At 63.1% G+C, this 19297-nt stretch carries 15 protein-coding genes and 1 pseudogene; 2 read left to right on the forward strand and 14 right to left on the reverse strand.

Annotated features, from left to right (window positions below; translation table 11 throughout):
- Positions 1-110 precede the first annotated feature (110 nt).
- The 6 genes and pseudogenes from pgk to SSARUM2_RS20240 form a co-directional block, all read right to left on the reverse strand.
- The gene (gene pgk / locus SSARUM2_RS20215; protein WP_025160206.1) at positions 111-1274 is read right to left on the reverse strand and encodes a phosphoglycerate kinase; all 1164 of its coding nucleotides are present in this window, start codon (positions 1272-1274) and stop codon (positions 111-113) included.
- Positions 1275-1344: 70 nt separating this feature from the next.
- Positions 1345-2361, reverse strand: a complete 1017-nt coding sequence (gene epd / locus SSARUM2_RS20220; protein ID WP_004931582.1) for an erythrose-4-phosphate dehydrogenase — start codon at positions 2359-2361, stop codon at positions 1345-1347.
- A 312-nt stretch (positions 2362-2673) separates the two neighbouring features.
- Positions 2674-2799: pseudogene (locus tag SSARUM2_RS20225) on the reverse strand (LysR family transcriptional regulator); the annotation flags it as partial.
- A gap of 66 nt (positions 2800-2865) precedes the next feature.
- The gene (locus SSARUM2_RS20230; protein ID WP_060419309.1) at positions 2866-3936 is read right to left on the reverse strand and encodes an ABC transporter ATP-binding protein; all 1071 of its coding nucleotides are present in this window, start codon (positions 3934-3936) and stop codon (positions 2866-2868) included.
- Positions 3929-5698: an iron ABC transporter permease gene (locus tag SSARUM2_RS20235; RefSeq protein ID WP_033635883.1), complete on the reverse strand. Its 1770-nt coding sequence runs from the start codon at positions 5696-5698 to the stop codon at positions 3929-3931. The genes SSARUM2_RS20230 and SSARUM2_RS20235 overlap by 8 nt, the downstream gene beginning before the upstream one ends.
- A gap of 78 nt (positions 5699-5776) precedes the next feature.
- The gene (locus SSARUM2_RS20240) at positions 5777-6865 is read right to left on the reverse strand and encodes an ABC transporter substrate-binding protein (RefSeq protein WP_060452673.1); all 1089 of its coding nucleotides are present in this window, start codon (positions 6863-6865) and stop codon (positions 5777-5779) included.
- A gap of 594 nt (positions 6866-7459) precedes the next feature.
- Between SSARUM2_RS20240 and brnQ the strand changes: the two genes are divergently transcribed.
- On the forward strand, positions 7460-8782 hold the full coding sequence (gene brnQ, locus SSARUM2_RS20245; RefSeq protein ID WP_060452493.1) for a branched-chain amino acid transport system II carrier protein: 1323 nt from the start codon (positions 7460-7462) through the stop codon (positions 8780-8782).
- Positions 8783-8850: 68 nt separating this feature from the next.
- On the opposite strand, the gene tkt is transcribed toward brnQ, so the two are convergent.
- On the reverse strand, positions 8851-10845 hold the full coding sequence (tkt, locus tag SSARUM2_RS20250; RefSeq protein WP_060452494.1) for a transketolase: 1995 nt from the start codon (positions 10843-10845) through the stop codon (positions 8851-8853).
- A gap of 238 nt (positions 10846-11083) precedes the next feature.
- Between tkt and SSARUM2_RS20255 the strand changes: the two genes are divergently transcribed.
- Positions 11084-11836 (forward strand): M48 family metallopeptidase, encoded by a 753-nt coding sequence (locus SSARUM2_RS20255; protein ID WP_033654702.1) that lies wholly within the window; start codon positions 11084-11086, stop codon positions 11834-11836.
- A 41-nt stretch (positions 11837-11877) separates the two neighbouring features.
- On the opposite strand, the gene SSARUM2_RS20260 is transcribed toward SSARUM2_RS20255, so the two are convergent.
- The 7 genes from SSARUM2_RS20260 to SSARUM2_RS20290 are packed head-to-tail and all read right to left on the reverse strand — an operon-like array spanning position 11878 to position 19289.
- On the reverse strand, positions 11878-13518 hold the full coding sequence (locus tag SSARUM2_RS20260) for a thiamine pyrophosphate-binding protein (protein WP_060453159.1): 1641 nt from the start codon (positions 13516-13518) through the stop codon (positions 11878-11880).
- A gap of 52 nt (positions 13519-13570) precedes the next feature.
- Positions 13571-15040, reverse strand: coding sequence for an aldehyde dehydrogenase (locus tag SSARUM2_RS20265; protein ID WP_049195191.1), 1470 nt, complete (start codon positions 15038-15040; stop codon positions 13571-13573).
- 16 nt (positions 15041-15056) lie between these two features.
- Positions 15057-15851 (reverse strand): aspartate dehydrogenase, encoded by a 795-nt coding sequence (locus SSARUM2_RS20270; RefSeq protein WP_049235413.1) that lies wholly within the window; start codon positions 15849-15851, stop codon positions 15057-15059.
- Positions 15852-15866: 15 nt separating this feature from the next.
- On the reverse strand, positions 15867-16661 hold the full coding sequence (locus SSARUM2_RS20275; RefSeq protein ID WP_049235414.1) for an SDR family oxidoreductase: 795 nt from the start codon (positions 16659-16661) through the stop codon (positions 15867-15869).
- Complete coding sequence (locus tag SSARUM2_RS20280; protein ID WP_041036614.1) at positions 16658-17476, reverse strand: alpha/beta hydrolase; 819 nt, start codon at positions 17474-17476, stop codon at positions 16658-16660. The genes SSARUM2_RS20275 and SSARUM2_RS20280 overlap by 4 nt, the downstream gene beginning before the upstream one ends.
- On the reverse strand, positions 17476-18000 hold the full coding sequence (locus SSARUM2_RS20285) for a cupin domain-containing protein (RefSeq protein WP_004937634.1): 525 nt from the start codon (positions 17998-18000) through the stop codon (positions 17476-17478). Before SSARUM2_RS20285 ends, SSARUM2_RS20280 begins: the two co-directional genes overlap by 1 nt.
- Before the next feature lie 32 nt (positions 18001-18032).
- On the reverse strand, positions 18033-19289 hold the full coding sequence (locus SSARUM2_RS20290; RefSeq protein WP_041036617.1) for an MFS transporter: 1257 nt from the start codon (positions 19287-19289) through the stop codon (positions 18033-18035).
- Between the last annotated feature and the right edge of the window lie 8 nt (positions 19290-19297).

Consider the following 19297-nt stretch of genomic DNA (forward strand, 5'->3'; position numbering starts at 1 on the left):
TTGTCCTGTTTCGTCGGCCGTAGATGGATGTAAATCGATGTTTTCACGCCGCGCAGCGTGAGCCGCGCGGTATAAAACAAACGGGCGGCTTTCGCCTCCCGTTGTCTGAATTACTGCTTAGCGCGCTCTTCCAGCATCACGACTGCAGGCAGCGGTTTCCCTTCAACGAATTCCAGGAATGCGCCACCGCCGGTGGAGATGTAGGAAATTTTGTCAGCGATACCGAACAGATCGATGGCTGCCAGAGTGTCGCCGCCGCCAGCGATAGAGAAAGCGTCGCTATCGGCGATCGCGCGGGCGACAATTTCGGTGCCCTTACGGAAGTTAGGGAACTCGAATACGCCAACCGGGCCATTCCACAGAATGGTCTTGGCGTTCTTCAGGATAACGGCCAAACGCTCGGCAGAGACGTCGCCCATATCCAGAATTTGCTCGTTGTCCTGGATTTCGTTGGCCTGCTTCACGGTCGCGGTCGCGGTTTCGGAGAACTCTGTCGCGACGCGCACGTCGGTCGGAACCGGGATGTCGCAGGTTTCCAGCAGTTTCTGCGCGTTCGGGATCAGGTCAGGTTCGTACAGGGACTGGCCCACGTTGTTGCCCTGCGCCGCCACGAAGGTGTTGGCGATGCCGCCGCCGACGATCAGCTGATCGGCGATTTTGGACAGGGAATCCAGCACGGTCAGTTTGGTGGAGACTTTAGAACCGCCCACGATGGCGACCATCGGACGGGCCGGGTTGCCCAGGGCCTTGCCCAGCGCTTCCAGCTCGGCGGACAGCAGCGGGCCGGCACAGGCGACAGGCGCGAACTTGCCCACGCCGTGGGTGGAAGCCTGCGCGCGGTGCGCGGTACCGAACGCGTCCATCACGTACACGTCGCACAGCGCCGCGTATTTCTTGGACAGGGTTTCGTCATCTTTCTTCTCGCCCTTGTTGAAACGGACGTTTTCCAGCACCACCAGTTCGCCTTCGGCGACGTCGACGCCATCCAGATAATCCTTCGCCAGACGCACTGGGGATTTCAGGTGATCTTTCAGGTAGTTAACAACAGGCAGCAGGGAGAATTCTTCGTTGTACTCGCCTTCGGTAGGACGACCCAGGTGGGAGGTTACCATCACGCGGGCGCCTTGCTTCAGCGCAGCTTCGATAGTCGGCAGGGAAGCGCGGATACGCGCGTCGGAAGTCACTTTACCGTCTTTTACCGGCACGTTCAGATCGGAGCGGATCAGTACGCGTTTACCCGCCAGATCCAGATCGGTCATCTTAATTACAGACATGGTGAACCCTCTTTATTGAATCTCTATAAAATTGCCTGAGCAGCGCGCCAATCACGCCGGCGCCGCCGTACTAGAAACCGCTGGCGGCCATTGCCCGTGTTGTATCCAACATCCGATTGGCAAAGCCCCATTCATTGTCGCACCAGACCAAGGTCTTTATCAGGTGCTGCCCGCTGACCCGGGTCTGCGTACCGTCGACGATAGCGCTGTGCGGGTCATGGTTAAAATCGATCGAGACCAATGGTAATTCCGTGTAGTCAACTATACCACGAAATGATTCCCGTGCGGCCTTTTGCAACAGCTGGTTGACCTCCGCCACCTTCACCGCGGCGCTCACGCTGACGCTGAGATCGATAGCCGTCACGTTGATGGTCGGCACGCGCACCGAGATCGCCTCGAAGCGATCGCAAAACTGCGGGAAGATACGGGTGATGCCCGCGGCCAGCTTGGTGTCGACCGGAATGATCGACTGGCTCGCCGCGCGGGTGCGCCGCAAATCCGCGTGATACGCGTCGATCACCGGCTGATCGTTCATCGCCGAGTGAATGGTGGTCACGGTGCCGGATTCGATGCTGTAGGCGTCGTCCAGCAGCTTGATCACCGGAATAATGCAGTTGGTGGTGCACGAGGCGTTGGACACGATGCGATGTTCCGCCAGCAGCGTCTGATGGTTGACGCCGAATACGATGGTGGCGTCCAGATCGTTGCCGCCCGGATGGGCGAACAGCACTTTCTTCGCCCCCGCCGCCAGATGGGCTTCGCCATCCGCCCGGCTGCCGTACACGCCGCTGCAGTCCAGCACCACGTCGACGCCCAGCTCGCCCCAGGGCAACTGCTCCACCGCCGGCTGATGCAACAGGCGAATCGCGTCGTCCCCGACGCTCAGCGTGTCGCACTCTTGCCGCACATCCCAGGCGAAGCGGCCGTGGCTGGAATCGTACTTCAGCAGATGGGCCATGCCCTCGGCATTCGCCAGCTCGTTGATCGCCACCACGGAAATTTCCGCCCGTCGTCCCGATTCGTACAGTGCGCGCAATACGCTGCGGCCGATGCGGCCAAAGCCGTTTATCGCTATGCGGATGGTCATGCTGCTCCTGAAAAAGGGCCGTCCCGCCGGGCTGACTCACCGGCGCCGGGCCGGCGCTGACTGGTTGTCTCACTAACCCGCATAGAGTAGTGGATCGCACCGCCCGCTGTGAATCGCCGCGTTTGCATTATTCCCGCGCTTCAGCGGCTTTTCGCCGCCGTCACATCGGCATTTCTGTCGAAGAGTGCTTCAACTGAAACGCTTCAGCTGAGCATAAACCAAAGTTTTGGCAAAAGGAACAGGTGCAACAGTTCCACAAGTAACGGAGGGGAGTTTTACGAGCATAAGATGATCTGGCGCACATTTTTGGCCTCAAGGCCGCGGCGGATTTTCACTCGCTGGCCCCGTTTCGCCGTAGTGCTCGCGGAAATAGTCGCGCAAAAATTCGACCGTCACCCGCACTTTCGCCGACGTTGCCAGTCGGGAAACGTACACCGCCCGGAAAAGATCGCCGCTAGCGGTTTAACTCTGTAAACGGAACGCCCGCGCCTGCGGGCGTCCTGATTAGGCTTTCGGGAATATCCACAGATGCTCGGCCGGCAGGGAGAGCCGGCACAGCGCCCGATCGCGCGCCTCGTGGCCATAGGCGCGCACCACGAAATCCTCGGCCACGGTGCGGAACAGGTATTCCCAGCGATCGCCGAGATACATGCTGGTCAGCAGCGGCAGCTCAAGCTGGTTGCCCTGCGGATCTTCGCCCAACCGCACGCGCTCCACGCGGATCACCGCCGAGCCCTCCTGGCCGACCTGCACGCCTGCGCCCGCTTTGCCCCACAGCGCCCAATCCTTGCCTTCGATGCGCGCCCGGTCGCCTTCCAGCGCGACGATCTTGCCCGGCAAGCGGTTATTGCTGCCCATGAACTCGGCGGTGAACAGCGTGGTGGGCGAACCGTACATCTCCTGTGGCGTGCCCTGCTGCTCGATTTTGCCGTTATTGAGCAGCAGGATGCGATCGGAAATGGCCATCGCCTCGTTCTGATCGTGAGTCACCATCAGCGCCGACAGGCCAAGCTTGATGATCAATTCGCGCAGGAATACCCGCGCCTCTTCGCGCAGCTTGGCGTCAAGGTTGGACAGCGGCTCGTCCAGCAGGATCACTGGCGGGTTGTAGACCAGCGCCCGTCCGATCGCCACGCGCTGCTGCTGGCCGCCGGAAAGCTGGTGCGGATGGCGCTTGGCCAGATGCCCCAACCCGAGCTGTTCCAGCACCGCCTGCACCCGCTGGGTGATTTCCGCCGAGGCGATCTTACGCAGCTTCAGCGGGTAAGCGACGTTCTCAAACACCGTTTTATGCGGCCACAGCGCGTAGGACTGAAACACCAGCCCCAGATTGCGCTCTTCGGCGGGAATTTCGCTGCGTGCGCTGCCGTTGTACACCGCGTTATTGCCGATGACGATCCGCCCCTGGCTCGGTTTCTCCAGCCCGGCCACCGCCCGCAGCAGCGTGGTTTTGCCGCTGCCCGACGGGCCCAGCAGCGAGACCACTTCGCCCCGTTTCAGGTCCATCGACACCCCTTTCAGCACCGGGTTGTCGCCATAGGTCAAATGCAGATTCTCTACCGAAAGTTCAATCATGTAATTTCACTCCAAAGCGCAAGGCGATCCCTAACCCCAGCACCACCAGCAGGATATTGATGAACGACAGCGCGGCGACGATATCGATAGCGCCCGCGGCCCACAGGGAAACCAGCATCGAGCCGATGGTTTCCGTGCCAGGAGACAGCAGATACACCCCGGTGGAGTATTCGCGCTCAAAAATCAGGAACATCAGCAGCCAGGAGCCGATCAGGCCGTAGCGCGACAGCGGAATGGTGACGTGGCGGGTGATCTGACCGCGGCTGGCGCCGGCGCTGCGCGCCGCCTCCTCCAACTCCGGCCCCACCTGCAGCAGCGTGGAAGAGATCAGCCGCAGGCCGTAAGCCATCCACACCACGGTGTACGCCAGCCAGACGCTGAAGATGGTGCTCCGCAGCGAACGCAGCCAGACGATCCAGTTAGCACGCAGCCACTCGGCCATCGGCAGCGCCGACAGCCAGCCCTCCTTGAGCGATTTGTCCAGCCACATCGGCAGGAACAGAAACACCCACAGGAATGCCAGACCGGCCAGCAGCCCCGGCACAGCGCGCGGCACCAGCACGCTGTAATCGAGGAAGCGCGTGGCGCCATCCGGCTTGCGGTGCATGGCAATGCCGATGAACAGGTAGCACGCCACCGCCAGCGCCCCGCCAATCACCCCAATCGCCATTGAGTTGACGATGGCCCGCAGCAGGTTGGGCTGCGCCCAGATGGTGCGGAAGGTGTTGATCGACAGCTCGTCCCAAACAGACACGCCCACGCCCCAGTTGGAGATAAAGGCGCGCAGCACCACGCCTATCAGCGGCACGCCGATGGTCACGGTCAGCCAGAACACCACCACCGCGCCGGCCACCCAGCGCCATTTGCCCAGCGGCAGCGCGCGGGCCTGCGAGGCTTTGCCCTTGACGGTAACGAAGCGGTTGGCGGTGCGCATCAGCCGGCGCTGCAGCATCACCAGCGGAATGGTGATGCAGATCAGCACCACCGCCACCGCCGCCATCAGGTGGTAAGACGGCGTGCCCAGCTTGTTGGTCAACTGGTACAGGTAGGTCGCCAGCACCAGGTTGCCCTCCGGATCCCCCAGCACCAGCATCAGGCCGAACACTTCCAGCCCGAGGAAGAACAGCAGCACCCCGGCGTACAGGATAGACGGCCGCACCATCGGCAGGCTGACGGCGGTCATCACCTGCAGCGGCGTGGCGCCGGCGGTGCGCGCCGCTTCTTCAACGTCGGAGCCCACGCTGCGCAGCGCCGAGGAGATGTACAGATACGCGTGGGGCACGTGCGTCAATCCGGCTATCACCACGATGCTGGCCATCGAATAGATATTCCACGGCACGAAGCCCAGCAGCGCCTGCGCCCACAGCGAGAAGAAGCCCACCGGCCCCGCCGCCACCACGTAGCCGAAGCCCAGCACCATCGGCGACACGAAGATCGGCACCAGAATCAGCGGCTCGATGATCCGCCGCCCCGGCAGATCGGTGCGCACCATCAGGAAAGCCAAAATGCCGCCGAGGGGGATGGCGATGATCACCAGGCCGAATGCCAGAATAAAGCCGCTCTTCAGCGCCTTGTAGAAATCAGGATCGGTAAAGATGAACTCGAAGGCCTCCAGGCTGAAGACCTTGGAGGGAGAGAAAAACGGTGCCGAGAGGAAGCTTTGAATGATGATAAACGACAGGGGGACATAGATAACCAGCGCGGTTATCAACACCACCAGGCCGCGCGGCAGGCTCTGCCACTTTCTGCGCCATGCTTGCATAAATGCTCCCTATGGTTGTAAACGACGACCAAAGGGCGCGCGCCTCTAAGGCAGGCGCACGTCCGAATGCAGTCCCTGTTATTTCGCCGCGGCGGCGCGCCACTGTTTGATGTAGTCGAGGCGTTTGGCCGGCTGCAGATATTCCAGCAGGCTGTCGTCGACCGGGATCGGCTTGAGCGCGTTACCCAACAGCTTGGTCATGCCGTCGATGTCGTTCTTGCCTTCGATGTCGTTGCGGATCGAGGGGATATCCGCCTGATTGGCGAGAATACTTTGCCCTTCCTCCGACAGCACGTAGTCGAACCACAGCTTGGCGGCGTTAGGGTTGCCGGCCTCTTTGCTGATGAAGCTCACGCGCGACAGCACCAGGGTATAGTCTTTCGGATAGACGATGCCGAGCGACGGGTCGCTTTTGGCGCGGGCCTCGGCGTACGAACCGAGGATATTGAAGCCGATCAGGTTTTCACCGGAGGAGACGCGTTCCATCATGGTGCCGGTGGAGGATTGCACCGCCAGCCCGCCCTTGGCCACGTCGGCCAGCGTTTTGAAGTAGTTGGGATCGGCCTTGAAGTCCTGCACCGACAGCATGAAGCCGACGCCGGATTTTTCGATGTCGTACGTGGTGACTTTCTTCTTGAATTTGTCCGTCTGGCCGGCGATCAGCTTGGCCAGCGCCGCGTGCGAATCCGGCACATCGCCTTGCGGGATCAGGCGTTTGTTATAGATAAACACCACCGGCTCATAGGTGGTGCCATACACTTTATCTTGCCATACCGCCCATTTCGGCAGCTGGGCCTGCTCAGGGGAGGCATACTCCTGCGCGTAATCGCCCGCCAGTTTCAAAATGGTGTCCATCGACGAGCTCCACACCACGTCGCCGCTGGTGCCGCCGGCCGCCTGCTCGCTGATGAAGCGGTTATAGAGTTCGGTGCTGTTCATGTCGTTGTATTCCACCTTGATGCCCGGATACAACGCCTCGAACCCCTGAATCAGCGGCGCCGCCGCCTTGGTGTCGGTGGTCGAGTAAATCACCACTTTGCCTTCTTTCTTCGCGCCGTCGACCCATTTCTGATAGTCGGCGGGGTAGCCCGCCGGGAAGGCCGCATAGGCGGAAACGGAGCCCAGTAAGGTGATTGCAGCTACGGTCGCGCTGATTTTTTTCATCATCATCCATCCCCTGATCACATTTAATAAACTAAAAATTAACATATAGTTAATAACTGCAACGAGGCAACGGCGTTGCTTTGTTATCTTTCGGTTTTGTGAGGCTGGGCGTTTTTTAGCCAACAAAAAAGCCCGGCAGCGCGGGCTTTACGGCACTTTCTGTTGCAGACTATTCGGCCAGGCGAGAGCGCCGCAGCAGGCGAATTCGCTGTACGATGGCGATCTTGGAAACTTCAGGACAAACGCCGGCATTCGACCCGCGATATGCTGATCTTTTTCACCCGCAAACCGGTCGAAGACGGCCATGTCTCTTTCGCCTATGACTCTTTCAAACCGCATATCGAAATCCCGCTGTCGATAGACAGGGTGGCGCGCGCGAGCTAAAGCCCTGCCGGGCCGGCCGCCATGATCCCTCTGTGCGGCCGGTTCACGCCAGGATAAACAGCGCTGGATTAATCAGGTTTTTGTCGCCGAATTATTATATCCTGCCGGACGAAAATTTTGCGGGCGCTCGCGGCCCCCTGCGCCTGCCCTTCTGCGGTTCTCCATCCGCAGCCAGGCCGTTTATTTCATGAATACAGGCAGTGCCATACCGTTATGACCAAGAATTTATCCCCGAAAGACATTATCGCCCTGGGCTTTATGACCTTCGCCCTGTTTGTCGGCGCCGGCAACATCATTTTCCCGCCGCTGGTGGGGCTGCAGTCCGGCGAACATCTGTGGCCGGCCGCCCTCGGGTTTATGGTGACCGCCGTCGCCCTGCCGGTGATCGCCGTGATCGCGCTGGCGCGCGTCGGCGGCAGCATCAGCCTGCTGACCGGCCCCATCGGCCGCACCGCCGGCCTGCTGTTGGCGACCGTCTGCTATCTGGCGCTCGGCCCGCTGTTCGCCACGCCGCGAACCGCCAATGTCTCTTTCGCCCTCGGCATCGCGCCCTTCACCGGCGACGGCGCCCTGCCGCAGTTCATCTACAGCCTGCTGTTCTTTACCCTGGCGATGATCGTCTCGCTGTATCCCGGCCGCTTGCTCGATAACGTCGGCCATATTCTGGCGCCGCTAAAAATTCTGGCGCTGGCCGCGCTCGGCATCGCCGCCCTGGTTTGGCCCGCCGGTGAACCGGTCTCCGCCGTCGGCAGCTATCAGGCAGCGGCGTTTTCCACCGGCTTCGTGCAGGGGTATCAAACCATGGACACGCTGTCGGCGCTGATGTTCGGCTCGATTATCGTCACCGCCGCCCGCTCGCGCGGCGTCAGCGACAGCGGCCTGCTGCTGCGCTACACCCTGTGGGCCAGCCTGATCGCCGGCGTCGGCCTGACGCTGGTCTATATCTGCATGTTCAAGCTCGGCGCCGGCAGCGGCGGCCTGGTCGAGAGTGGCGCTCAGGATGGCGCGGCGATCCTGCACGCCTATGTGCAGCACACCTTCGGCGATCTGGGCAGCATCTTTATGGCGGTGCTGATGTTCATCGCCTGCCTGGTGACGGCGGTCGGCATGACCTGCGCCTGCGCGGACTTCTTCTCCCGCTACCTGCCGCTCTCTTACCGCGCGCTGGTGGTCATCCTCGCCCTCTTCGCCATGCTGGTCTCCAACATGGGGCTGGCCAATCTGATCCGCGTCTCGCTGCCGGTGCTGACGGCGATCTATCCGCCCTGCATCGCGCTGGTGTTGCTCAGCTTCAGTCAGAACCACTGGCGCAGCGCCAAGCGCGTCTTCGCGCCGGTGATCGCCACCAGCCTGGTGTTTGGCCTCGCCGACGGCCTGAAGGCCTCCAGCTTCAGCGGCCTGCTGCCCGCCTGGTTCGATAAGCTGCCGCTGGCCGAACAGGGTCTGGTCTGGCTGCAGCCTACGCTGCTGGTGCTGTTGCTGGCGGCGGCTTACGACCGGTTGCGCAGCGTCGAAAGCGCCAACGCCGCGTCGTAACCGCGGGTTCCGCCCATAAAAAAGCCGGTCACGATGACCGGCTTTCTTATTGGCTGGCGCCAGGCCGCTTACTTCAGCAGCGCCTGCGCCTTGGCCACCACGTTGTCCACGGTGAAGCCGAACTCGGCGAACAGCTGCTCCGCCGGTGCCGACTCACCGAAGGTGGTCATGCCCACGATAGCGCCGTTCAGCCCCACGTACTTGTACCAGTAGTCCGCGATACCCGCTTCCACCGCCACGCGCGCCGTTACCGCCGCCGGCAGCACCGACTCGCGGTACGCCGCATCCTGCTTGTCGAACGCGTCCGTCGACGGCATCGACACCACGCGCACCTTGCGGCCCGCCGCGGTCAGCTGGTCCGCCGCTTCCACCGTGATGCCCACTTCGGAGCCGGTGGCAATCAGGATGACGTCCGGCGTGCCCGCGCAGTCTTTCAGCACGTAGCCGCCGCGGTACACGTTCGCCAGCTGCTCTGCGCTGCGTGGCTGCTGGGTCAGGTTCTGACGCGAGAACACCAGCGTGGTCGGGCCGTCGTTGCGCTCGATGCCGTACTGCCACGCCACCGCCGATTCCACCTGGTCACACGGGCGCCAGGTGCTCATGTTCGGGGTCACGCGCAGGCTCGCCAGCTGCTCCACCGGCTGGTGGGTCGGGCCGTCTTCGCCCAGACCGATGGAGTCGTGGGTGTAGACGAACACGTTGCGCAGCTTCATCAGCGCCGCCATGCGCACCGCGTTGCGGGCGTATTCCACGAACATCAGGAAGGTCGCCGAGTACGGCAGGAAGCCGCCGTGCAGCGCGATGCCGTTGGTGATGGCGGTCATGCCGAACTCGCGCACGCCGTAATGAATGTAGTTGCCCGCCGGGTCAACGTTCAGCGCTTTCGAGCCGGACCACATGGTCAGGTTGCTCGGCGCCAGGTCGGCAGAGCCGCCCAGGAACTCCGGCAGCACCTTGCCGAACGCTTCCAGCGCGTTCTGCGACGCCTTGCGGCTGGCGATGTTGGCCGGGTTGGCCTGCAGTTTTTCAACGAACGCCTTGGCGTCGGCTTTCCAGTCGGCCGGCAGCTCGCCGTTTATGCGGCGCTTGAACTCGGCGGCCAGCTCCGGGAAGGCCCTCGCGTAGGCGGCGAATTTGTCGTTCCAGGCCGCTTCTTTGGCCTGACCGGCTTCCTTGGCGTCCCACTGGGCGTAGATGTCCTGCGGGATTTCAAAGGCGGCGTATTTCCAGCCCAGCGCTTCGCGGGTGGCGGCCACTTCGGCGGCGCCCAGCGCGGCGCCGTGCACGTCATGGGTGCCGGCCTTGTTCGGCGAACCGAAGCCGATAACGGTCTTGCACATCAGCAGCGACGGCTTGTCGGTCACCTTGCGGGCTTCTTCAATCGCGGCCTTGATGGCGTCCGGGTTGTGGCCGTCAACGTTGCGCACCACGTGCCAGCCGTAGGCTTCGAAGCGCAGGGCGGTGTCGTCGGTGAACCAGCCGTCGACGTGGCCGTCGATGGAGATGCCGTTGTCATCGTAGAAAGCGGTCAGCTTGCCGAGCTTGAGGGTACCGGCCAGAGAGCAGACTTCGTGCGAGATGCCTTCCATCATGCAGCCATCGCCCATGAAGGCGTAGGTGTGGTGGTCAACGATGTCGTGGCCCGGGCGGTTGAACTGCGCCGCCAGGGTGCGTTCGGCGATGGCGAAGCCGACGGCGTTGGCAATGCCCTGGCCCAGCGGGCCGGTGGTGGTCTCAACGCCCGGGGTGTAGCCGTACTCCGGGTGGCCCGGGGTTTTGGAATGCAGCTGACGGAAGTTTTCCAGCTCGCGCATCGGCAGGTCATAGCCGGTGAGGTGCAGGAGGCTGTAAATCAACATGGAGCCGTGGCCGTTGGAGAGCACGAAACGGTCGCGGTCAGCCCAGTGCGGGTTAGTCGGGTTGTGGTTGAGGTAGTCACGCCACAGGACTTCGGCGATGTCCGCCATGCCCATAGGGGCACCGGGGTGGCCGGAATTGGCTTTTTGTACGGCGTCCATGCTGAGTGCGCGGATGGCGTTGGCAAGCTCTTTACGAGAGGACATGTTTTACTCCAGGTCGGATAAAAAAAGCAGTCAAGTTCCCTATTTTCTCAGACTCCACATCACAACGGCAATCCCTAATGCCAAATGAGAGCGAGTTCACCACTTATTAGCACGATTGGACGCTTTTTCGGAATAACACTATTCTCGCCCCGGCTGGCGTACACTAGGCTCTTGCAACAAGATTTCCTCCAAGCAAAATGACTCTTTTACCTTGTTACCTTCACAGGAAGATGGCGTTATGAAGATCCGTACCTCTTTGATTGCGTTGGGCATTGCCACCTTGGCAACCGGCTGTCAAAACCTGAATACCGAAACCTTGATGCAGTCCGGCGCGCAGGCGTTCCAGGCGGCGACCCTGAGCAACAACGACGTTAAGGCCCTGAGTGATAAATCCTGCGCCGAGATGGACAGCAAGGCACAAATCGCGCCGGCCGACAGCACCTACGCCAAGCGTCTCAACAAAATCGCCGCGGCGCTGGGCGACAACATCAACGGCACCCCGGCCAACTACAAGGTCTACGTGACCAAAGACGTCAACGCCTGGGCGATGGCCAACGGCTGCATCCGCGTCTACAGCGGCCTGATGGACATGATGAACGACAACGAAGTCGAAGGCGTGCTGGGCCATGAAATGGGCCACGTGGCGCTGGGCCACACCCGCAAGGCGATGCAGGTGGCTTACGGCACCGTGGCGCTGCGCACCGCGGCGTCCTCCGCTGGCGGCGTCATCGGCTCGCTGTCGCAGTCGCAGCTGGCGGACATCGGCGAGAAGCTGGTCAGCGCCCAGTTCTCGCAGAAGCAGGAAAGCGAAGCGGATGATTACTCGTTCGATCTGCTGAAAAAGCGCGGCATCGATCCGAATGGCCTGGCCACCAGCTTCGAAAAACTGGCCCAGATGGAAGCCGGCCGTCAGAGCAGCATGTTCGACGATCACCCGTCTTCCCAAGCGCGCGCTCAGCACATTCGCGATCGCATCGCGGCAGAGAAATAACCACGAGAACGCCCGGCAATCGCCGGGCGTTTTTTATCGTCTCAATACAGCGTCTTCTGCGGCGGCCCGGCGAAGGTCAGCGGCCCGACCTGCTTCATATCCACCTCGACCACCGACGGCCCCGGGTAGTTGATCGCCTCGGCCAGCACGCCGTTGAACTGCGATGCCGCGTCCACCTTCCAGGCCTTCAACCCCATCGCTTCGGCGACCTGGGTAAAGGCCGGCGTATGCAGCTCGTTGTAATACTGACGCCCGGCGAAGTACTTGTCCTGAATGCCGCGCATCACGCCATAACCGCCGTCGTTCATGATAATCAGGGTGATGTTCACCTGTTCCTGCGCCATGGTCGCCAGCTCGCCCAGGCCCAGTGCCAAACCACCGTCGCCCACCAGCCCCACCACCTTGCGCTGCGGGTTGGCGATCGCGGTGCCGATAGCCATCGGCAGCCCCATACCGATGGCGCCCGCCAGCGAGTGAATGTTGCACAGCGGCGAGATCGCCCGGAACAGCCGGCTGCCCCAGACGCTGCCGGAAACGGTGATATCGCGTACCAGCAACCCGTCCTGCGGCAGCGCGGCGTCGATGGCGTCGTTGAGTTTGGCGTATTCGCCGGACTGCTGGCGCAGCGCGCGCTCCGCCTGCTGCACCGCCCCCGCGATCTCGGCATCCCACTCGGCGTTGACCTTTTCGCCGGGGCTCAGCCGCGCCGCCAGCGCCGCCAGCAGCGCCGCACAGTCGCCGTTGATCTGTTCATCGGCCAGATAGTTGCGGTTGGCCGCCGCCGGATCGATGTCAATCTGCACCAGCGGGCGCGGCAGCGGCAGCGTCCAGGTACGGGTTTCATTACTGCGCAGGCGCGAACCGGCCACCAGCGTCAGATCGCACTGCGTCAGGATCGCTTCGATGCTCGGTGAGTTATGGAACGCCCGCAGGCTGCGCGGATGGCTGTCCGGCAGAATGCCGCGCCCGTGGGTGCTGGAGATCACCGCTACGCCGGCGTCCGCCAGCTTGCGCACCGCGTCGCCGCAGGCCAAGGCGCCGCCCCCCAACCACAGCAGCGGACGCTTGGCCTGTTTCAGCCGCTGATGCAGCCGTTCCACCGCCGCATCGTCCGCCTTCGGCAGCGGCGCCGGCGCCAACGGCTCGGTCAGCACCGAACGGGAAACCAGGCTGCTTTGAATATCGATCGGGATCTCGACCGCCACCGGGCCGCAGGGCACGGTTTGCGCATCCAGGATCGCCCGCTGGATCACCGCCACCGCCTGCTCCGGCGAATTGACCCGGTAAGCGCGTTTGGAGCAGGCGCGCAGGAAGCCGAGCTGATCGCGGGTTTCATGAATAAAACCGGCGTCGGCGTCCAGATAGGCTTTTTCCACCTGGCCGGTGATATGCAGCAGCGGCGTGTTGGCGTTGAGCGCCTCAATCATCGCCCCCACCGCGTTGCCGGCGCCGGCGCCGGTGCTGGTCAACGCCACGCCCAGGCCGGAGAAGCGCCCGTGCGCGTCGGCCATGGTGACCGCCCCCGCTTCGCCGCGCGCCGGCACGAAGCGAATTTTATCGCGCTGCCCCACCGCATCGGCGATCGGCAGATTATGAATCGAAATGATGCCGTACATCGCCGACACCGCGTACTGTTCCAGAGTCCGGGCTATCGCCTCGCCAACCGTGATTTTATCGCTCATCATCTGCCTTCTTAGGGTATTCGTTATTAGGGTTATGCGTAGAGGTGTCGGCCTAGTCGCTCCAGCGATTCACCTGATGGCTCAGCGCCAGATACACGCTTTTCTGCTGCATGTAGGCCTTGATGCCGTTCAGGCCTTTTTCGCGGCCCAGCCCGCTCTCCTTGAAGCCGCCGAACGGCGTGGAAATCGAGAACGTTTTGTAGGTGTTGACCCAGACGGTGCCGGTTTCCAGCCGCTCCGCCAGCGCCATCGCACGAGGGAAGTCGCGGCTCCAGATGCCAGCCGCCAGGCCGTACACCGAGTCGTTAGCCTGTTCAGTCAGCTGTTGCTCGTCGTCGAACGGCAGCGCCACCAGCACCGGGCCGAAGATCTCTTCCTGGCAAACGCGGGCGTCGTTGTTCAAGCCTTCGATAATGGTCGGCAGGTAATAGCTGCCGCTCGCCAGTAGCGGATCGGCCGGCACTTCGCCGCCGATGATCACCCGGCCGCCCTCCTGCCGCGCCAGCGCCACGTAGTCCGCTACGCTTTGCCGATGTTTGGCGCTGATCAGCGGGCCGAGATGCACGCCCGGCACCAGCGGGTTGCCGATGCGCAGCCCCGCCGTCAGTTCGGTCAAGCGCGCCAGCAGCGGCTGATACAGCGAACGATGCACGAACAGCCGCGAACCGGCGATGCATGCCTGGCCGGCGGAGCTGAAAATGCCATAGCAGATGCCGCGCGCCGCCTGTTCCAGATCGGCGTCCTCCAGCACGATGGTCGGCGACTTACCGCCCAATTCCAGCGAAGTGGGGATCAGCTTGTCGGCGGCGATGTGCGCCAAATGGCGCCCGGTACTGGTCCCGCCGGTAAAGGCGATCTTTTTCACCAGCGGATGGCGCGCCAACGCCTCGCCGATCACCGAACCTTTGCCCGGCAATACGCTGAGCAGCCCGGCCGGCAGGCCCGCCTGTTCGAACAGCTCGGCCAGCTTCAGCGCCATCAGCGGCGTGGCTTCGGCCGGTTTGAGCACCACCGCGTTGCCCGCCGCCAGCGCCGGCGCCACCTTCTGCATTTCGCTGGCGATCGGCGAGTTCCACGGCGTAATGGCGGCGATCACCCCCATCGGTTGGTACTGGCTGAGCGTCATCACCTCAGCGCTGCGCGGGGTCGGCAGCTCGCCTTCCAACACCTCGCAGGCGGCGGCAAAGTAGCGCGCGGTCGCCGCCGCGCTGGCCACCAGCCCACGGGTCTCGGCCAGCGGCTTGCCGTTATCGCGGGTTTGCAGCTCGGCCAACTGCTCCTGCTGCGCCAGGATCAGGTTGCTGACGCGGTAGAGGATCGAGGCGCGTTGATGCGGCACCAGCCCGCGCCATTCCGGCGCGCGCCAGGCGCGCTCTGCCGCTTCCACCGCCTCGTTCACGTCCTCGACGTTGGCGGCGCGCAGCCGCGCGTTGACGCTGCCGTCGGCCGGGAATACCGAAGCCATCTCTTCGCCACGCCCTTCACGCCAGCGCCCGGCGACAAAAATATTCAATCGTTCCATGCTCCGCTCCTGCCGTTCAGGCAATAAAACCGCCGTCCACCAGACGGCGGCAGGCTTGTACCGCGCTCAGCGCCGCCAGGGTTGATGTTTTGGGATTGCTCGCCAGCGGGGTACCGCTCAGCTCGATGTGAAATTCGCCAAAGTCGCCGCATACCTGCAGACGATGGGTATTGCGCCGGGTAGCGGGATCGACCTGCAGGCGCACCCGGGTGGCGTCCATCCCCAGGCCGTTGAGCGCAATGGTGGCCGCCACGTTGGCATTGGCCGGGAACAAACGCGCCGCTTCGCGCGCCGACCCTTCAAAAAATATCTGCGCTTCGCTCACCGCATCGAGGTCGATCAGCTGCTCCGCCGGGCTGCCGCGCCAGCTGGCCGGACTTTTGCTGGCCTGATAGGTCACGCTCTCCAGCCCGCCTTCGCGCGCCGACGCCAGCCCATCCATCCCCGCCACCGCACCGGACAGCACGATCAGCTGCCCGTGATGGCGGCGGCAAACCTGCTGCAGCCGCTGTTGCAATGCGGCGTCCGCCAGCGCGCCGGTCGAGATCAGCGCCAGCGGCCAACCGCGCTGCAGCACCGCTTCGCCGAACTCCGCCACCGCCTGCTGGCTGGCGCACTCCAGCACCAGATCCGGCCGCTGCAAACACTGCTCGGGATGGGTCAGCGCCTGCACCCGCCCGCCAAAGGCCGCGGCGATCGCCGCATGATGAGCCGCGCGCGCCAGGATCCAACCGACCTCCACGCCTTCCGGCAAACGGGCGATCACTTCCTTCGCCATCGCGCCGTAGCCAATCATCATGATCTTCTTCATCTTTATCGGCCCCTGCTACACATGGCGGTTAAAGCCGCCGGATACGTCCAGCGCCGCGCCGGTGGTAAAGGAAGCCAGCGGCGAAGCGAGGAACAGCAGCGCCTGCGCCGGCTCCTGCGGCTTGCCCAGGCGCTTCATCGGGATGCCGCGCCGTTCGGCGATCGCCGCCGTCCACTGTTCCCAGCTTTGATCTTTATCGCTGCGCTCGTCGAAACGGCGGCGCCACTGGCCTGACTCCACCATCCCCAGCAAGATCGAGTTAACGCGAATGCCTTTGCCCACCAGCTCTTTCGACAGCGTCAGCGTCATGTTGAGCAGCGCGGCGCGCGCCGCCGAGGTGGCGATCATGTGTTCTTCCGGCTGTAGCGCCAGCAGCGAGTTCACGCAGGTGATAGACGCGATCGCCGACCGTTCCAACGCCGGTAAGAACGCCTGCACCGGGTTGATCACGCCGAACAGCTTCAGCTCGGCCTCATGCAGCCAGGCTTCGCGCGGCGTCTGGTCAAAATGGGCGACGAAGCCCTGACCGGCGTTGTTGATCAGCAGATCCACGCCGCCGAAATGCGCCGTCACCTGAGCGGCGAACTGCGCCACCTGCTGCGCGTCCAGCACGTCGCAGCGCAGCGCCAGAATCTCCGCCTGCGGGAAGTCCGCACGCAGGCTGGCCTCCGCGCCGGCCAGTTTGTCCGGATCGCGGCCGCAGAACGCCACCTTCGCCCCTTCGGCCAGCAGCAGCTTCAGGGTTTCGAAACCGATGCCCGACGAGCCGCCGGTCACCACCGCCACCCGGTTTTCAAGCTGAAAATTCATCGTTGGATTGCTCCCGTAAAGTCCCGCAGATAGCGGTTGAAACACGCCGGCGCGTCGAGGTAGCTGGCATGACCGGCGGCGGCGATCAAACGCAGCGTCGCGTCCTGCTCACGCGCCAGCTCGGCCGCCTTCTCCGGCGGTGTAATGCGATCCTGTTCACCACACCACACCTCCAGCGGGCCGCGATAGCGCGCCAGATAGCGGCCGATATCGTCGTTGGCCAGCATCCAGGCGGCTCTCAGAAAGCCGTCGGGATCGAGCTGTTGCATGCCGTTGCGCACCCAGGCGATGTCCTGCGGATCCGCCCCTTCACGCAGCAAGGCCGCCGCCCGCTGCTCGCCGTAGCCCACCGGCCCCAGCGTCTCTATCATCTGTTGGCGCTGGCCATAGACCTGCCGGCGTTTTTCCTCCGGCGCCGTGGCATAGCCCTGCGCCGGATCCGCCAACACCAATCCACATAACCCGTCCGGATAGCCGGCGGCATAGGCGCTGCCGATCAGCGCCCCCAGCGAATGGCCGACGATCAGCGGCTGCGCCAGCTGCAGCTCATCAATCAGCGCCGCCAACGCCGCCGCATAACCGGCGGCATCGGCCTGCGGATGCGCCAACGGCAGGCTGCCGCCGTAACCCGGCGCGTCCCACGCCAACAGACGGTGGCCATCCGTCAGGCCGCTATCGTTGAGCTGCTTGATCCACGAGGCCGATCCGGAGCTGATGCCGTGCAGCAACACCACCGGCCGCCCCTGCCCGGCCTCGCGCCAGCTCAGGGTATACGCCCCGCAGCGCGCCCGTTGGCGTTGCGCCAGGCCGTTCATCAGTTGCGCTTCACTTTGGATAGCGGATGATCCGCCGGATAGGTTGGGATCTCCGGCTTGGCGGTGCCGAGCATCACGCACATCAGCGCCTCTTCCTCACCGTGGTTGAACAGGCCGCGATATACCCCCGCCGGCACCGAGATCAGATCGCGCTCTTTCAGCCTGGTCTCGTAATACTCTTCCCCATCCTGAATCATCAGCGTGATGCTGCCTTTCAGCATGAAGAACACTTCCTCCACGTCGTCGTGCAGGTGCAGCGGCCCCTCGCACTTCGACGGCAGCACCATGGTGGAGAAGGTGAAATTGCCCGCCGGAATGGTGTTGGCGTCGCTGGCCACGCCGGTGGCGCCGGTGCCGATGTAGCGCATCTGCGCACGGCGGTATTTCGGATCAAAGTCGGCCTGGAATTTCAGCGCGTTCCAGTCGTATTTACGGCCTTCGAAGCGGGCGATGCGCGACTCTACCCAGTTTTCCATCGACAGATCCTGCGGCTTAACGCCGGCTTTGTTCTCAACCTGAGACATGTTGTCACTCCTCTGTTGAATCGATTGATTAATCAGTACTTTCTCAGTAACGGCAGCAGAATGAGGCAGCCGACGAAAGCCATCACCACCAGGAACAGCAGGCCGTTATCCATATTGCCGGTGGCGGCGATCAACGCCCCCATCAGCACCGGCGCCAGCGCGCCGGCAAAATTGCCCAACCCGTTGAAGATGCCGCCGGCGGTGGCGCTGACCTTGCTGCTGGTCGCCTTCGCCAACAGCGCGAAAATATTTGGCGCGCCGGCGCCCCACATAAAGGTGCTGAAGGCCATGGCGGCGATTACGCTGTAGGTGCCCTGCAGGTGCAGCACCACCGCCAGACCGAGGCCGGCGCCGCACAGCGACAGGAAACAGGCCAGCGCGCGCCGATCCAGCTTGTCCGACAGCCAGGCGCCCAGCACTTCGCCAAGCAGCATGGCGATGAACGGCAGCGAAGAGAGGTAACCGGCATGCTCCAGATGAATGCCTTTCCCCTTGATCAGGTAGCTCGGCAACCAGCCGTTCATGCCCCACAGGTAGGTCAGGAAGGCGATGTTGAACAGGCAGATCATCCAAAAGTGCGGGCTGCGCAGCAGCTCGCGGCGATGCTGTTGGCGTTCGGACACCGCCGGCTTGGTCGCCGCCGCCGGGCGCGCGACGTTCAGGTGGCGCATGCCGAACAGCACCAGCAACATCACCGGCAGCGTCAGAAACGCCATAAAGAAGAAGGTGGCCTGCCAGTCGAAGGTATTGAGGATGTACAGGGTGACCGGGAAGCCAAGCGCGGCGCCCAGCGGCGTGCCGAGCAGCCACAGCATGGTGGCGCGCGCCTGCAGCTGCGGCGGGAAAGCCTGACGAATAATGGCGTAGGCCATCGGCAGCAGCGGCCCTTCGGCGATACCGAGCAGAATGCGCAGCGTCATCATGGCGTGATAGGAACGCGTCATCCCCATCAACACCATCAGCACGCCCCACACCACCATCATGCCAATCAATACCTTGACCGGATTAAGCCGATCGCCGATGCCGCTGAGCAGCATCGAGGAAATGCCGTAGGAGAACAGAAACGCGCTCATCAGCAAGCCCAGCCGCGCCGGGTCAAAACCGATGCCCAACGCCTGCTGAAACTCACTATCGGAAAACAGCGCCGCGATGCTGATCTTGTCGAAAAACGCCAGCAGCACGCAGGCAAACAGCGCGATCGGCACCGACCAGCGCACCCGCTGCTGCGGATTTTCGGCAACGGCTTCCCCCGCCCGTCCAGCGCGGGCGTCAATGTCTTGCGTAGTCATAAAACGCT

The sequence above is a fragment of the Serratia sp. K-E0102 genome (genome assembly GCF_029962625.1).
Lineage (GTDB): Bacteria > Pseudomonadota > Gammaproteobacteria > Enterobacterales > Enterobacteriaceae > Serratia > Serratia sarumanii.

Coding starts and splice junctions, on each gene's coding strand:
- pgk (WP_025160206.1), bottom strand. CDS start 1,274: ATGTCTGTAATTAAGATGACCGATCTGGATCTGGCGGGTAAACGCGTA.
- epd (WP_004931582.1), bottom strand. CDS start 2,361: ATGACCATCCGCATAGCGATAAACGGCTTTGGCCGCATCGGCCGCAGC.
- SSARUM2_RS20230 (WP_060419309.1), bottom strand. CDS start 3,936: ATGATTGAACTTTCGGTAGAGAATCTGCATTTGACCTATGGCGACAAC.
- SSARUM2_RS20235 (WP_033635883.1), bottom strand. CDS start 5,698: ATGCAAGCATGGCGCAGAAAGTGGCAGAGCCTGCCGCGCGGCCTGGTG.
- SSARUM2_RS20240 (WP_060452673.1), bottom strand. CDS start 6,865: ATGATGAAAAAAATCAGCGCGACCGTAGCTGCAATCACCTTACTGGGC.
- brnQ (WP_060452493.1), top strand. CDS start 7,460: ATGACCAAGAATTTATCCCCGAAAGACATTATCGCCCTGGGCTTTATG.
- tkt (WP_060452494.1), bottom strand. CDS start 10,845: ATGTCCTCTCGTAAAGAGCTTGCCAACGCCATCCGCGCACTCAGCATG.
- SSARUM2_RS20255 (WP_033654702.1), top strand. CDS start 11,084: ATGAAGATCCGTACCTCTTTGATTGCGTTGGGCATTGCCACCTTGGCA.
- SSARUM2_RS20260 (WP_060453159.1), bottom strand. CDS start 13,518: ATGAGCGATAAAATCACGGTTGGCGAGGCGATAGCCCGGACTCTGGAA.
- SSARUM2_RS20265 (WP_049195191.1), bottom strand. CDS start 15,040: ATGGAACGATTGAATATTTTTGTCGCCGGGCGCTGGCGTGAAGGGCGT.
- SSARUM2_RS20270 (WP_049235413.1), bottom strand. CDS start 15,851: ATGAAGAAGATCATGATGATTGGCTACGGCGCGATGGCGAAGGAAGTG.
- SSARUM2_RS20275 (WP_049235414.1), bottom strand. CDS start 16,661: ATGAATTTTCAGCTTGAAAACCGGGTGGCGGTGGTGACCGGCGGCTCG.
- SSARUM2_RS20280 (WP_041036614.1), bottom strand. CDS start 17,476: ATGAACGGCCTGGCGCAACGCCAACGGGCGCGCTGCGGGGCGTATACC.
- SSARUM2_RS20285 (WP_004937634.1), bottom strand. CDS start 18,000: ATGTCTCAGGTTGAGAACAAAGCCGGCGTTAAGCCGCAGGATCTGTCG.
- SSARUM2_RS20290 (WP_041036617.1), bottom strand. CDS start 19,289: ATGACTACGCAAGACATTGACGCCCGCGCTGGACGGGCGGGGGAAGCC.